Source organism: Collinsella aerofaciens (genome assembly GCF_015548375.1).
GTDB classification, from domain to species: domain Bacteria; phylum Actinomycetota; class Coriobacteriia; order Coriobacteriales; family Coriobacteriaceae; genus Collinsella; species Collinsella aerofaciens_AB.
Genome location: NZ_JADMWW010000002.1, coordinates 115,855 through 130,235, shown reverse-complemented (window position 1 = coordinate 130,235; position 14,381 = coordinate 115,855). Strand labels below are relative to the sequence as shown.

Sequence of the window (14,381 nt, the reverse complement as noted above, 5' to 3'; positions counted from 1 at the left end):
TTGGCAGGTTTTAGCTTAGCAGCATGCGGTCGTTGGCGAGCTCGCCGCCCGAGACCTCCTCGAACTTCTGCAGCAGGTCGGCCACGGTGAGCGACTTCTTCTCGTCGCCGGCCACGTCGTAGATCACATGGCCCTTGTGCATCATGATCAGACGGTTGCCCAGACGGATAGCGTCGTTCATGTTGTGCGTGACCATGAGCGTGGTCAGGTGGTTCTCGTCGACGATCTCCTCGGTCAGGTTGAGCACCTTAGAGGCCGTCTTGGGGTCGAGGGCCGCAGTGTGCTCGTCGAGCAGCAGCAGGCGCGGCCTGGTGAGCGTGGCCATCAGCAGGGTGAGTGCCTGGCGCTGGCCACCCGAGAGCAGGCCGACCTTGGCGTTGAGACGCGTGTCCAGACCAAGGTCCAGGCGCTTGAGCAGCTCAACGTACTCATCTTTCTCGGCCTTGGTGACGCCCCACGAAAGGCCGCGACGCTGGCCGCGACGCTTGGCGAGGGCCAAGTTCTCGGCAATCTGCATGTCGGCAGCGGTACCGCGCATGGGGTCCTGAAACACGCGGCCCAGGTACTTGGCGCGCTGCGACTCGCTCAGGCGCGAGATGTCGGTGCCGTCGAGCTCGATAACGCCCGAATCGAGCGGGTACACGCCGGCGATCATGTTGAGCAGCGTGGACTTGCCGGCGCCGTTGCCGCCGATCACGGTTACAAAGTCGCCGTCATTCAGGGTGAGGTCGACGCCGGTGAGCGCGCGCTTCTCGGTGACGGTGCCCTTGTTAAAGGTCTTCTTGACATGCGAGAGCTTAAGCATCTGCCTCATCTCCCTTCGTGTAGGAGCTGCGGAGCTTATAGCGCTCCCAAACCACGGGCACGCACAGGGCCACAGCGACAATTACGGCGGAGAGCAGCTTCATGTCGTTGGCGTCCATGCCCAACTGCAGCACGATGGCGCGGATAAGGAAGTACACCACGGAGCCAAAGACGGCGGAGGCAAGACGGACGCTAAACTGCGTGAGGCCGCCGGGCAGCAGACGGCCGAGCACCTCGCCGATAACAATGGCGGCAAGACCGATAACGATGGCACCGGTGCCCATACCAATGTCGGCATACTTTTGGCTCTGGCAGATGAGCGCGCCCGAAAGGCCGATGAGGGCGTTGGAGAGCACGAGGGCGATCATCTTGGTGGAGTTGGTGTTGACGCCCAGAGCGCGGATCATGTACTCGTTGTTGCCGGTGGCTCGCAGCGCCGAGCCGATCTCGGTGCCAAAGAACCAATACAGGATGGCAACGATAGCCACGGCGAGCAGGATGCCCAAGATGATGGCAACGGTGGACTGCGGCAGACCGGTCATATTGCTGACGGCGGAGAACACGGTGCCCTTGGCAAGAATGGGCGTATTGGACTTGCCCATGATGCGCAGGTTGATGGACCACAGGCTGATCTGGGTGAGGATTCCGGCGAGGATCGCAGGAATCTCAAAGACGGTGGTCAAAATGCCCGTGACGGCGCCCGCGATGGCGCCGGCGCACATACCGGCCAGCACGGCGAGCAGCGGGTCGACGTTGTTATTGACGATGAGCACAGCGCAGACGCAGCCGCCGAGGGCAAAGCTGCCGTCGCAGGTCATATCGGGAATGTCGAGCAGGCGGAACGTGATAAACACGCCAAGCACCATAATGCCCCAGAGGACGCCCTGCGAAACGGCGCCCTGCAATGCAATGAGCATGCTTCATACCTCCTAGGATAGGGTGGACACGTGATTCACCATAATAGCGGTAACAATGCATAGAAGAGCTGCGGACAGACGTTTTGTTTTACCTGAAACAAGCAGGGCGGACGCCGGTCTACAGCGCCCGCCCCTGTGGCTCAGATATTGAATAACGCGGCTAAAGCGCGAGCACGGGCTCTAGACGCATGCCGCGTATGGCATTACGCGTCCAGAGCGGAAAGGTCGATGCCCAGGGCCTCGGCCATTTCGTCGTTCTTGACGACGACCAGGTCCTTGCTCGAGAGGTGCTTGATCGGCATGTCTTCGGGCTTGGCCTCGCCCTTCAGGATCTTAACGGCCATCTCGCCCGCGGCGTAGCCCAGGTCCTCGTAATTGATGGAGAGGGTGAACAGGCCGCCGGCCATGCACATACCCTCCTCGCCAGTCACGAAGGGAAGCTTGTTTTCCTTGCAGATCTGGCCGACCTGCGAGGCACCCGCGGCGATGGTGTTGTCGGTGGGGGAGTACAGCGCGTCGACCTTGCCCACGGCAGACTCGACGACGGACTGAATCTCGTTGGAGCTCGAGACGGTGAAGTCAGTGTACTCGAGGCCAAGCTTGTCGAGCTCCTTCTTGGCGGCCTTGATTTGGACGTCGGAGTTGGACTCGGCGGTGCAGTAGAGCAGGCCGACCTTCTTTACGTCGGGCAGGACCTTCTGCATCATCTCGAGCTGCTCGGCGACCGGGGTGAGGTCGGAAGCGCCCGTGACGTTGGTGCCGGGCTTGTCGTTGTCCTGGACCAGGCCGGAGGCGGCGTAGTCGGTGATGGCGCAGCCCACGATGGGGATATCGGCCGTGGCGCCGGCGGCAGCCTGCGCGGCGGGCGTGGCGATGGCATAAATCAGGTTGACGTTGTCGCCCACAAACTTGTCGGCAATGGACTTACACGTGGACTGGTCGTTCTGGGCGTTCTTCTGGTCGATCTTGACCTTAAGGCCGCTCTTCTTGATGGCCTTGACGAAGCCGTCGTTGGCGGCATCGAGCGCGGAGTGCTCGGTGAGCTGCAGAACGCCGATGGTGTAGTCGGAACCGGCGGCAGCGGAGCCGGAACCAGAGCTGCCGCCGCATCCGGCGAGCGGGGCGAGCGCGAGCAGGCCGGCGGAGACCAGAAGGCTCCTGCGGCTGATGGTGATGTCCTTCATATCATTACCCCCAGTATAAAAATGGCTGGAAACACTGCACTGGGACAAAGTGCAAGTGGGACTATAGTAGCGCTGATGTCCATTTTTACAACAGCCTGGCGGGTTTTTTAATACAGAATCGGATGGGCGGTACGGGTAGTCGAATGGGCGGCGGAGGGTCTTATGCGGCGGAGGAGGCGTCGTCCTCGTCCAGGGCGGCGAAGAGCTTCTTGCCGTCGAGCAGGCGCGTGCTGACGTTTCTCATACGGGCGATCTCGACGGTGCGCAGCGTATCGTCGGTGCCTCGGGCGTCGTAGACCGTTCCCAGCAGATACGAGATGCCATCGCGCTGCCTGATGGCAAAGGGACGGAGTGTCATCCGTGCTGCTTCGGTTTCGCCGCGTGTCGTGACGCTCGAAATATCAAAACTCACCGTGGTTCCGTGGTCGATGGCCTGCTCGACGAGCTCGCACGTGTCGATGCGCTTGATGGGCGTGCGTGTTGCCTTGGTAGCCTTGCTGCCTGCGCTTGGAGCGGGTTCGGGTGTATCGAGGTAGCCGCGAACGTCGGCGCTCGCCATGGCAACTAAGTGCTGCGCCATGCTCTTGCGGATAGCGATAGGCGTGGAGCGGTTGCGCATGACCATACCGTGGAGCCGGATGATCTCTTCATCGGTGAGCGGGCGGGTAAGAAGTTTGTAGCCCACGCCGCGTTTGTATTCAATTTCGTATCCGGCATGGCGAAGCGCGGAGATGGCGGTGTAGATGCTGCGCCGCGCCGCCGAGATGGGCATGCGGGCGGGGTCGTCGGGATGGGCGAGGCGCCGGATCAGCTCATCGGAAAGCATGGCCTTGTCTTCGCCGGTGTTTTCGCTCAGGAGCTGCAGGATACGAACGGCGCGATAGGCTGCCATCGAGGCGGCGCCCCTCGTCGTGGTGTCGTAGGTTTCAACAGCGGCTTCGGTCATGGTGCCCACGTCCTTTCCGTTTTGGGTGGCGACGGTATGGAGCCTAGGACGCGGGGCTTTCCCAGGGGCGCAGGGCGCTCTGGGCGGTCGGTAGTCGTCGGCAAACGGCGGGTCGAGTTTTCAACAGCCCTGCTCAACTGACCAAAAACTTGCCAAAAGCTTGACGGATGCTGTTGAAAAAAGCGTCTCTCGACCGATGTCGAGAGACGCTTGTGCGATGAGCGTTGGCGTGTGGCGACGCGAGCTAGCGTTCGACGATTAGAAGTCGGCGTTGCCCACGGTGCGCGGGTGCGGCAGGACGTCGCGGATGTTGCCCACGCCGGTCAGATACATGACCAAGCGCTCGAAGCCCAGACCGTAGCCGGCGTGCTTGCAGGAACCGTAGCGGCGCAGGTCAAGGTAGTACTTGTACTGCTCGGGATTCATACCCAGGTCCTTGATGCGGGCCTCGAGCAGATCCAGGCGCTCCTCGCGCTGGGAGCCACCGATGATCTCGCCGATGCCCGGCACCAGGCAGTCGGCGGCGGCGACGGTCTTGCCGTCCTCGTTCATGCGCATGTAGAACGCCTTGATCTCGGCCGGGTAGTCGGTCACGAAGGTCGGGCGCTTAAAGTGCTCCTCGGTCAGGAAACGCTCGTGCTCGGTTTGCAGGTCGATGCCCCAGCTCACGGGATAGTCAAACTTGTGACCGGCGGCGACGGCCTGCTCCAGGATCTCGACGGCCTCGGTGTAGGTAACGCGGGCAAAGTCGGAGTTGGCGACATGGTCCAGGCGCTCGAGCAGACCCTTGTCCACAAACTTGTTGAGCATATTGAGCTCGTCGGGGCAGGTTGCCATGACGTCCTTAAGGACGTACTTGAGCATGGCCTCGGCGTTATCCATGTAGTCGTTGAGGTCGGCGAAGGCCATCTCGGGCTCGATCATCCAAAACTCGGCGGCGTGGCGCGTGGTGTTGGAGTTTTCGGCGCGGAAGGTGGGGCCAAAGGTGTACACGTCGCCAAAGGCCATGGCAAAGTTCTCGGCATTGAGCTGGCCGGACACGGTGAGGCTTGCATGCTTGCCAAAGAAGTCCTGGCTCCAGTCGACCTCGCCGGACTCGGTGAGGGGCGGATTTTTGGGGTCGAGCGTGGTCACGCGGAACATCTCGCCGGCGCCTTCGCAGTCACTCGTGGTGATGATGGGGGTGTTGACGTAGACAAAGCCCTGCTCCTGGAAGAAGCGGTGGATGGCGGCAGCCGCGACAGAGCGGATGCGGAACACGGCGCGGAACAGGTTGGTGCGCGGGCGCAGGTGCTGCTGGGTGCGCAGGAACTCGACGGTTGCGCGCTTCTTCTGCAGCGGGTAATCCGGGGCGCTCGTGCCCTCGACCTCGATGGAGGTGGCAGAAAGCTCGAAAGGCTGGGGCGCATCGGGGGTCAGCTTGACGGTGCCGGTGCAAATGAGTGCGGCCGAGACGTTTTGATGGGCGATCTCGTCGTAGTTGTCGAGTGCCTCGCGGTTCATGACGACCTGCAGGTCGCGGAAGCAGCTGCCGTCGTTGAGCGTAACAAAGCCAAAGTTCTTCATGTCGCGGACGGACTTGACCCAGCCGGCGACGGTGACGGTCTGGCCGCCGAGCGACTCGGCATCGGCATAGAGCTGCGCGATTTTGGTGCGGTTCACGTATCCTCCCATAACGGTTGAATGATAGTTATCCATACAGTTCGATATTCTAGCAGCTCGGCTCATTTGAGCTATACAGATAAAGCATTGGCGGGATGGTTTTTCAAACGAAAAGCGCCCGCGGCCAAATGGTCGCGGGCGCTTGACGAGGTGCCTTTTGGCTGTGTGGCGTGGGGCCTGGCTACTTGGTCTTGGCAACCAGCAGCGGGTCGCCAAGCTTGACGAGCGGGTTGCCGCCGATAAGCGTTCCAGACTCGCCGACATGGTCGATGCTCTTAAGACGATCGAGCTCGGAGACGATGACGGTCACGATGTCCTCGTGACCAGCGGCCTTAATGGCCTCGCGGTCGAAGCTGATGAGCGGCTGGCCTGCCTTGACCACATCGCCCATCTCGACAAAGCGGGCAAAACCCTTGCCGTTCATTTCCACGGTGCCCAGGCCAACATGGATGAACACGCGCAGGCCGTCCTCGGTGATCATGCCGATGGAGTGGTTGGTGACAGTGGTGGCACCGATGCGGCCGTTGGCGGGCGCATAGATGGTGCCGGTAATGGGCTCGATGCCATAGCCCTGGCCAAGCATGCCCGAGGCGATCGTCTCGTCGGGAACCTCGTTCAGGTTGACGAGCACGCCGTTGACGGGGGCATAGATGACGCCTTCGCGGGTAGCGAAGCTTGCTGCGGGCGGAACGGACGCCTCGCCGGTCGAGGTGAAGGTGGACTTAAGCGAATCGAGCAGACCCATAGTTGCCTCCAACTTAAATAGGCGCATATCGCGCGTTTGGTTTGCCGGAAACGTTTCACATGTGTTTCGCGGCTTGGTCAACGCCCCTATTCTACGCTGCTCAACGATACCTCTGAACTGGGATTATGTGATATATCAGTTGAAGGGAAACTTATTGCCGGAGTGTTTCTGCGCCACGGGTTCAAGTGGGGTACGCTTGAAGGCGAAAAACAAGGGCGCATAATTTGCGCGAAGGGAGCACATATGATTGTCGAGAACCATGCGCTGTGGGGCGAGGAGCCGACCGAGGATTATCCGGCGACGTTTACGTATTTGGGTGCCGAGCCGTTGCCCGATAAACCGAATGGCCGCCGCCCCGCGGTGATTATCTGTGGCGGAGGTGCGTTTACGCATATCGCTCCGCATGAGCAGGATCCTGTGGCGTTTGCGTTTTTGGATCACGGTTACCAGGCCTTTGTGCTCAACTATGTCACGAGTTCTACGGGTGACGTGAGCTTTCCGCATCCCCAGGCAGATCTTGCCAAGATGGTCGCCACGGTGCGCGCCAACGCCGACGAGTGGCATGTCGATCCTAAGCGCGTGTGCGTCGTGGGCTTTTCTGCTGGCGGCATGATTTGCGCCTCGCTGGCAACACAGTGGAAGACCGGCCCCTTTGCGGCACTTGCCGGGGCGCGTCCGGACGACATTCGTCCCGATGCCGTGGTGCTGGGCTATCCATTGCTCGACTTTGCCTATGTGCGCGACATGCAGACGCGCGATCCGCGCATTGACTTGCGCGTGCCCAAGACGGGCGGCAAGACGGGGCGCGATTTGCTCAACGACTACCTGTCGATGGTGACGGGCGGCGAGGCAACTGACGAGCATCTGGCCGACATCTGCCCCACCACGCATGTTTCGCGTCAGATGCCACCGACCTTTGTATGGGGCGTGTCCGACGACAAGACGGCGCCGATCGCGCAGGTCTATCCGTTTGCCCAACGCATGGCGGAGGAGGGCGTCGCTTGCGAGATGCACGTCTTTGACCAGGGCGGTCACGGCCTTTCGCTCGGCAACGCCAACACCGCGGTCGACAACGAGGACAAGCAGGTGGCGGTCCGCCCCTGGATTCGCCTAGCCTTCCGCTTTCTGGAGCGCCATCTGTAAGAGGACGGGCATCCCAGCCCTTCAATAACTTGCGGTGAAATAGTTCCTATCTGGGGCATCAACCAGCCCATCCAGGAACTATTCCACCGCAACTTTGTTTTTGATGTCCCGTCCGGAAACTGCATCCCAGTTCCCCCTTCAAGGTGGGACACGGTTTCCCATAGGGCCTCGACTGGGAAAGTGCGTCCCGTTTCGAGTGGGGATTCCGGGATGCATTTTCCGTAAGAGGCCTGTTTGGGAAACCATATCCCGTTTCGAGCCAGAATTCTGGGATGTAGTTTCCCCGAGAGGCCTCATCGGGAAACTATGGCCCTGAACTCTCCTGCCTGTCCCCATTGCGCCAATCTGCTGATTGAACGTCGTTGTGTGTTCACGCTATCATGTAAGCTTAAAATTGGTTAGCCATGGCAAACGGTTAGCCATGGCGAACATAAATGCAACGCCCTGTGGGCGCCGGGGGAGGAACACGGACGTGAGGCTCGATACACTCGAGATTGGAAAGGACGCCGTCGTCGCATCGGTGACATCGGACGACCAGGCACTCCGACAGCATATTTTGGACATGGGCCTAACGCCGGGCACCGAAGTCACCATGATGAAGTACGCCCCCATGGGTGACCCGCTCGAGATCCGCCTGCGTGACTACGAGTTGACACTGCGTAAGGACGATGCCGCTCGCATCGAGCTCGTGGGTATTCACGACACCGATACAGGTCCGCGCGCTAACGCCGCAATCGGCACGACGGAGCATCCGGCACTTGGCGAGGGGACGTATTCGCCCCGTGCGGCAAAGACGGCCGTGCCCGAGGGCGCGCCGCTGCACTTTGCCCTCGCCGGCAACCAAAACTGCGGCAAGACCACGTTATTCAACCAGCTGACGGGCTCCAACCAGCACGTCGGTAACTTTCCCGGCGTGACTGTCGACCGCAAAGATGGCACCATCCGTAACCATCCCGAGGCGAGCGTTACCGATCTGCCTGGCATTTACTCCCTGTCGCCGTACACAGGCGAAGAGGTCGTGAGCCGTCAGTTCATCCTCGACGAGCGCCCGGACGCCATCATCGACATCATTGACGCTACCAACATCGAGCGTAACCTGTACTTGACACTGCAGCTCATGGAGCTCGACCGCCCCATGGTCATCGCGCTCAACATGATGGACGAGGTGACCGCCAACGGCGGCGCCGTAGACGTCAACTTGCTCGAGAGCCTGATGGGCGTGCCCGTTGTCCCCATTAGCGCTGCCCGCAACGAGGGTATCGGCGAGCTGGTGGATCATGCCTTGCACGTCGCGCGGTTCCGCGAGCGCCCCGGTCGCCTGGACTTTTGCGCGCCCGACGGTCCGGACGGCGGTGCGCTGCATCGCTGCATCCACGGTATTGCTAACCTGATCGAGGACCATGCCGTGACGGCGCACATCCCGGTGCGCTTTGCGGCGACCAAGCTGGTCGAGGGCGATGAGCTGGTAACCGAGGCGCTTCACCTGGATCGCAATGAGCTCGACGCTATCGAGCACATCATTACCCAGATGGAGGGCGAGGCCGGCACCGACCGCCTATCTGCGTTGGCCGATATGCGTTTTAGCTTTATCGGCGACGTGTGCGGGCGTTGCGTCGTCAAGCCGCACGAAAGCCGCGAGCACGTGCGCTCCGTCAAGATTGACCGCATCCTGACAGGTCGTTACACGGCTATCCCGGCGTTTCTGGTGATCATGGGCCTCGTCTTTTGGCTGACGTTTGGCGTGATCGGCGCGGCGTTGCAGGGACTCATGGAGGACGGTATCGCTGCCATCATCGCCTCGGCCGATGCGGGCCTCAAGGCGTTCGGTACCAACGACGTGGTGCGCTCGCTGGCTGTCGACGGCGTGCTTACGGGCGTGGGCAGTGTGCTGACCTTCCTGCCGATTATCGTCGTGCTCTTTTTGTTCCTCTCCATTCTGGAAGACTCCGGATACATGGCGCGCGTGGCCTTTGTCATGGATAAGGTGTTGCGTCGCTTTGGTCTGTCGGGCCGCAGCTTCGTGCCCATGCTCGTCGGCTTTGGCTGCACCGTGCCAGCTATCATGTCGACCCGTACGCTCCCATCCGAGCACGACCGCAAGATGACGGTCATGCTCACGCCGTTTATGAGCTGCTCAGCCAAGCTGCCGGTTTACGGCTTGCTGTGCGGGGCGTTTTTCCCGCAGGCGACGGTTCCCGCCATGGTCTCGCTCTATCTGATCGGTATCGTGGTCGGCTGCGTCGCGGCTTTGGTGCTCAACCGCACGGCATTTAAGGGCGACCCGGTGCCGTTTATCATGGAGCTCCCCAATTACCGCCTGCCGAGCGTCAAGACGACGGTGATGCTGGCATGGGATAAGGCCAAGGACTTCATCACCAAGGCCTTTACCATTATCTTTGCCGCGACCGTGGTCATCTGGTTCCTTCAGACGTTCGACATCCGCTTTAACGTGGTCGCCGACCAGTCGCAAAGCCTGCTTGCCGGTCTGGGTAGCATCATCGCGCCGGTGTTGGCCCCGCTCGGCTTTGGCGACTGGCGCGCCTCGACGGCGCTCGTCACGGGGCTCATTGCCAAGGAGAGCGTCATCTCGACGCTCACGGTGCTTTTGGGCGCAACGTCGCCCGCGGCACTGTCAGCCATGTTTTCGCCGTTTACCGCCTACGTGTTCCTGGTCTTTACGCTGCTGTACCCGCCTTGCGTGGCGTCCATCGGCGCCGTCAAGAGCGAGTTGGGCGCACGCTATGCCGTGGCCGTATTCGCGTTTCAGGTGACGGTCGCCTGGGTCGTGGCGTTTGTCGTGCATTCGGCGGGCATGTTGCTGGGGTTGGCTTAGTTATGAATTGACGGCGCAACCTCTGTGTATCGAATTGTTTTCGGCCCCGCATCTGTTGCTGACGGATGCGGGGCCGTTGCTATATAATCGCCTCCGCTCAAAATGATTGGAGACGTTATATATGAGTCAGGCAAGGCAAGACGGCATCACGCTCAGGCAGTGGCTCCCGCTCGTCGGGCTCACCTGCTGTGCGTTCGTGTTCAACACGTCGGAGTTTATGCCCATCGGCCTTTTGACTGATATCGCCGCGTCGTTCTCGCTCACCGAGGCCCAGGCGGGCATCATGATCTCGGTCTATGCCTGGGGCGTCATGCTGCTGTCGTTGCCGCTCATGGTGTTCGCTTCGCGTTTCGAGTTCAAGCGGATGCTGCTGGGCGTGCTCGCCGTGTTCTCGCTGGGCCAGTTCCTGTCCGCCTTGGCACCGACCTATCCCATCTTAGTCTGCGCGCGCCTGGTGGTTGCCTGCGCGCACGCCGTGTTCTGGTCGGTCGCCTCGATCATGGCGTCGCGCCTGGTTGACACACGCCACGGGGCGCTCGCTATCAGCATGATCGCCACGGGCTCTTCCATCGCACAGATCTTTGGCCTGCCGCTCGGTCGCGCCATTGGCTTGGCCGTGGGCTGGCGCATGACGTTTGCCGTGGTCGGAGCGCTGTCTGCTGTCGCGGTCGTCTACCAGGCCACGGTGTTCCCTGCCATGCCAGCGGGCGAGCGTTTTACGCTCAAGCAGCTGCCCGAGCTGCTCAAGAACCCGTTCCTCATCGCGCTCTACGCAGTCACGGTCTTCATGGCGACCGGCTATTACGCAAGCTACAGCTATATCGAGCCCTTCCTGGCGCAGGTCGCGCACGTCGATGCGGGCGCCATTACCATGACGTTGACGGCGTTTGGCTGCTCTGGTTTGCTCGGAAGCTGGCTGTTTGGCCGCCTGTTCGATGGGCATCGCTTCCCGTTCTTGGCTATCACGCTCTCCGGCGTGCCGGTGGCTCTGCTGCTCATGGGTCCGGCCGCATCGTCACTCGCTGCGGTTCTCGCTGTGTGCGCACTGTGGGGTTGCTGCGCCACGGCCTTTAACGTGGCGTTTCAGGCCGAGCTCATCAAGCACACGCCGGCAGATTCGTCGGCCGTCGCCATGTCGATCTTCTCGGGCCTGTTCAACCTCGGTATCGGCACGGGTACCGCGATCGGCGGAGCCGTGGTTTCGGGTCCCGGTATCGCCTGGATCGGCTTTGTGGGCGGGGCGATTGCCGTCGTGGGCGTTATCCTCGCCATCACGGTGATGTTCCCAGCCATCCGCCGCGCCAAGCCCGTCGCCTAGCCACGTCCCCTCATCAGTTGCGGTGGAATAGTTCCTGTTTAAGGCCTTTGAAGGCCCAAGCAGGAACTATTCCACCGCAACTTATTTTGGGGGAGGGGATACAAGCTGGGCATACAATGGATGTCGTTGTGTTGAGCTTACCGGGAGGTTGCTATGTGGGCATACGAGACGACGTTCTATCAGATCTATCCGCTGGGCTTTTGCGGAGCTCCGCGCGAAAACGCCGCCCCCGTTGCCGAGGATGAGCTCGCCCAGGCCGCCGATGTCGAACCCAACCCCGATGCTCCTATCATGAAGATTGCCCAATGGGCCGACTGCCTGCAAAAACTCGGCGTTGGCGCTGTGCTCATCAACCCGCCGCTCGAGTCCGATAGTCACGGCTACGACACGCGCAGCCTGCGCCATATAGACCGTCGCCTGGGCGGGGATGCCGACTTTGCCGCCGTATGCGACACGCTGCACGCCCATGGCATCCGCGTGGTGCTCGATGCCGTCTTCAACCACGTCGGTCGCGGCTTTTGGGCCTTCCGCGATGTGCAGGAGCGCAAGTGGGATTCGCCGTACAAGGATTGGTTTCACATCAGTTTTGACGGCGACTCCTGCTATGGCGACGGCTTTTGGTACGAGGGCTGGGAGGGTCATTTTGAGCTTGTGAAGCTCAACCTGCAAAATCCCGCTGTGGTCGATTACCTGCTCGAGTCTGTGCGCCGTTGGGCCGACGTCTTTGGCGTCGACGGCCTGCGCCTGGACGTCGCCTACATGCTCGACCGCGACTTTATGCGCCGCCTACACTCCTTTACCCGTGAGCTCAAGCCCGGCTTTGTGCTCATCGGCGAGACGCTCCACGGCGACTACAATCAGATCGTCAACGACGAGATGCTCGACTCGTGCACTAATTACGAGTGCTACAAGGGCCTGTATTCCAGCTTTAACTCGGTCAACATGTTCGAGATCGCCCATTCGCTGCACCGTCAGTTTGGCGGCGACCCTTGGTGCATCTACCGCGGCAAACATCTGCTTTCGTTTGTCGACAACCACGATGTGCCGCGCCTGGCAAGTATCCTCACCGACAAATCCTGCCTGCGTCCCGCCTACGGCATGCTCTTTGGTATGCCGGGCATTCCGTGCGTCTACTATGGCAGCGAGTGGGGGATTCCTGGCGAAAAGGGCGGCCCCGATGGTGACTGGGCTCTGCGACCTGCGCTCGATGAGCCTGCGCCCAACGAGCTGACGGCGTTCATCACGCAGCTCGCACACCTTCGTTCGGCCGACGACGCGGCTGCCCGTGCTCTCAACTACGGTGCCTATCGCAACGTGGTGATCCAGAACAAGCAGCTGCTGTTCGAGCGCGCCTGCGACGACGCGGCGGTGCTCGTGGCGGTGAATGCCGTGGGTGAGCCTTACACCTTTGGCGCCGGCGAACTCAACGGCTCCTTCGTCGACCTGCTTGCCGACGATGCGCCCACGGTCGAGCTGACGGGTACCCTTGAGCTTGCACCCTACGAGGTGCGCTATCTGTTGAGAGCCTAGCCCATGGCCGTGTCTGACGAGGGCTATCAACATATTGAGCATGGGTTTGAGCCCGTGTTTGACGAGCACTCGCGCGTTTTGGTGCTCGGGTCGTTTCCCTCGGTGCTTTCGCGCGCCAATGCCTTTTATTACGGCAACCCTCAGAATCGCTTTTGGCGTGTGATGGCCACGTGCCTCGGTATGCCTGTGCCGCCCAACGAGGGCGATCCTTTGGCAAGCGGTGAGCCCGCGACGCTCGATGCCTCCATTGCCGCCAAGCGGGCCATGCTGCTGAACGGCGGCGTGGCCCTGTGGGATGTGGTCGAGAGCTGCGACATTAAGGGCTCGAGCGACGCCAGCATCAAAAACGTCGTTCCGGCACATATTGAGCGCATTACGGGCAATGCGCCTATTGAGCTGGTGGTGTGTAACGGAGGTACGGCGGGGCGCCTCTATAAGCGCTATCTAAAGGAGCGGACAGGCCTGCCCGCTGTCGTATTGCCGTCAACTAGTCCCGCTAACGCGGCTTGGCGTCTGGAACGTCTTGTTGAGCGTTGGCGCGAAGCCGTTGACTGGATCGCACGGTAGTCTAGATCCTTGATTGAGCATGGGTGCCGAGGCGTTTCATGATGGCATGCCAGATCGGTGTGGGCAGCGCGGGCCTGGCGCGCACCATGCCGTCGGCATCGACGCTACCGGCATTGCCGCCGCCAAGTCGCTGTGCATGCTCGACGGAGCAGCCCATGCGCACAGCGCCCACAAGCTTATCCATCGCTTCCGAAAATGGTCGGCGCAAGAGGCCCATGCGTGGGGAATGGCGAAGCGCCGCAATGCCGCTGCCAGCGCAAATGGCAACGCCGCCACACCACAATTGGTCATGGCGCTCACATGCCTTGTGCAGGCGAACGGCGGCACCACGCGCCTGCTCAGCGCCCTGTCGTGCGGCTCGGATCACGGCATAGACACGCGTTCCCGTACTGCCAAAGCGCTCAAGCGCCTGCTCGATAGCAGTCAACGTCTCATCGTCAGCCATATCTTCAATGGCCAGCACGATGCCATCGGCAACGCCGTCGGCATTATCCGCCTTCAAGTCAACCGGGTGGGGGAGTACGGTGCCGGAAAACCGGGCATAGGCGGCGATGGCATCCTGCAGGTCCCAGAGCAAAAAATCAAGATCGGCGCTATTGGGAATACTGATATACGCAATGGTTTGCAGTGTCTTTGGTACGTCGCCACGCGCGGTCGTCTCCATGCCATCTCCTTTCCGGCTCGTTTCCGTTTAGGTTACACCGTCTGGCGGCGCCCTGCCGCGCTATCCTA

The 14,381-nt window shown here is 61.1% G+C and carries 12 protein-coding genes; 5 read left to right on the top strand and 7 right to left on the bottom strand.

Annotated elements, in window-relative coordinates:
- Window positions 1–10: 10 nt before the first annotated feature.
- The 6 genes from I1969_RS01840 to I1969_RS01815 form a co-directional block, all read right to left on the bottom strand.
- Window positions 11–805, bottom strand: coding sequence for an ABC transporter ATP-binding protein (locus I1969_RS01840; RefSeq protein ID WP_195232365.1), 795 nt, complete (start codon window positions 803–805; stop codon window positions 11–13).
- Window positions 798–1,721, bottom strand: coding sequence for an ABC transporter permease (locus tag I1969_RS01835; RefSeq protein WP_006234992.1), 924 nt, complete (start codon window positions 1,719–1,721; stop codon window positions 798–800). Before I1969_RS01835 ends, I1969_RS01840 begins: the two co-directional genes overlap by 8 nt.
- Window positions 1,722–1,924: 203 nt before the next feature.
- Window positions 1,925–2,905: an ABC transporter substrate-binding protein gene (locus tag I1969_RS01830; RefSeq protein ID WP_117745795.1), complete on the bottom strand. Its 981-nt coding sequence runs from the start codon at window positions 2,903–2,905 to the stop codon at window positions 1,925–1,927.
- A 160-nt stretch (window positions 2,906–3,065) separates the two neighbouring features.
- Entirely contained in the window at window positions 3,066–3,851 is a 786-nt protein-coding gene (locus tag I1969_RS01825) for a hypothetical protein (protein ID WP_117745796.1), read from the bottom strand.
- 258 nt (window positions 3,852–4,109) lie between these two features.
- The gene (gene asnS / locus I1969_RS01820; RefSeq protein ID WP_055285210.1) at window positions 4,110–5,513 is read right to left on the bottom strand and encodes an asparagine--tRNA ligase; all 1,404 of its coding nucleotides are present in this window, start codon (window positions 5,511–5,513) and stop codon (window positions 4,110–4,112) included.
- 181 nt (window positions 5,514–5,694) lie between these two features.
- Window positions 5,695–6,258 (bottom strand): PTS sugar transporter subunit IIA, encoded by a 564-nt coding sequence (locus I1969_RS01815; RefSeq protein ID WP_040359007.1) that lies wholly within the window; start codon window positions 6,256–6,258, stop codon window positions 5,695–5,697.
- A 243-nt stretch (window positions 6,259–6,501) separates the two neighbouring features.
- Here I1969_RS01815 and I1969_RS01810 point away from each other — a divergent pair, with 243 nt between their 5' ends.
- From I1969_RS01810 to I1969_RS01790, 5 genes are all read left to right on the top strand, one after another.
- Complete coding sequence (locus I1969_RS01810; RefSeq protein WP_195232357.1) at window positions 6,502–7,401, top strand: alpha/beta hydrolase; 900 nt, start codon at window positions 6,502–6,504, stop codon at window positions 7,399–7,401.
- Between the two features lie 421 nt (window positions 7,402–7,822).
- Window positions 7,823–10,234 (top strand): ferrous iron transport protein B, encoded by a 2,412-nt coding sequence (gene feoB / locus I1969_RS01805; protein WP_195232355.1) that lies wholly within the window; start codon window positions 7,823–7,825, stop codon window positions 10,232–10,234.
- Between the two features lie 121 nt (window positions 10,235–10,355).
- Window positions 10,356–11,552 carry an MFS transporter gene (locus tag I1969_RS01800; RefSeq protein WP_195232353.1) on the top strand — a complete coding sequence of 399 codons (1,197 nt, stop codon included), beginning with the start codon at window positions 10,356–10,358 and terminating at the stop codon, window positions 11,550–11,552.
- Between the two features lie 153 nt (window positions 11,553–11,705).
- Window positions 11,706–13,082: an alpha-amylase family glycosyl hydrolase gene (locus I1969_RS01795; protein WP_161144888.1), complete on the top strand. Its 1,377-nt coding sequence runs from the start codon at window positions 11,706–11,708 to the stop codon at window positions 13,080–13,082.
- 3 nt (window positions 13,083–13,085) lie between these two features.
- Window positions 13,086–13,649: a uracil-DNA glycosylase family protein gene (locus I1969_RS01790; RefSeq protein ID WP_195232351.1), complete on the top strand. Its 564-nt coding sequence runs from the start codon at window positions 13,086–13,088 to the stop codon at window positions 13,647–13,649.
- 1 nt (window position 13,650) lies between these two features.
- On the opposite strand, the gene I1969_RS01785 is transcribed toward I1969_RS01790, so the two are convergent.
- Window positions 13,651–14,313: a hypothetical protein gene (locus I1969_RS01785; RefSeq protein WP_195232349.1), complete on the bottom strand. Its 663-nt coding sequence runs from the start codon at window positions 14,311–14,313 to the stop codon at window positions 13,651–13,653.
- Window positions 14,314–14,381: the final 68 nt, after the last annotated feature.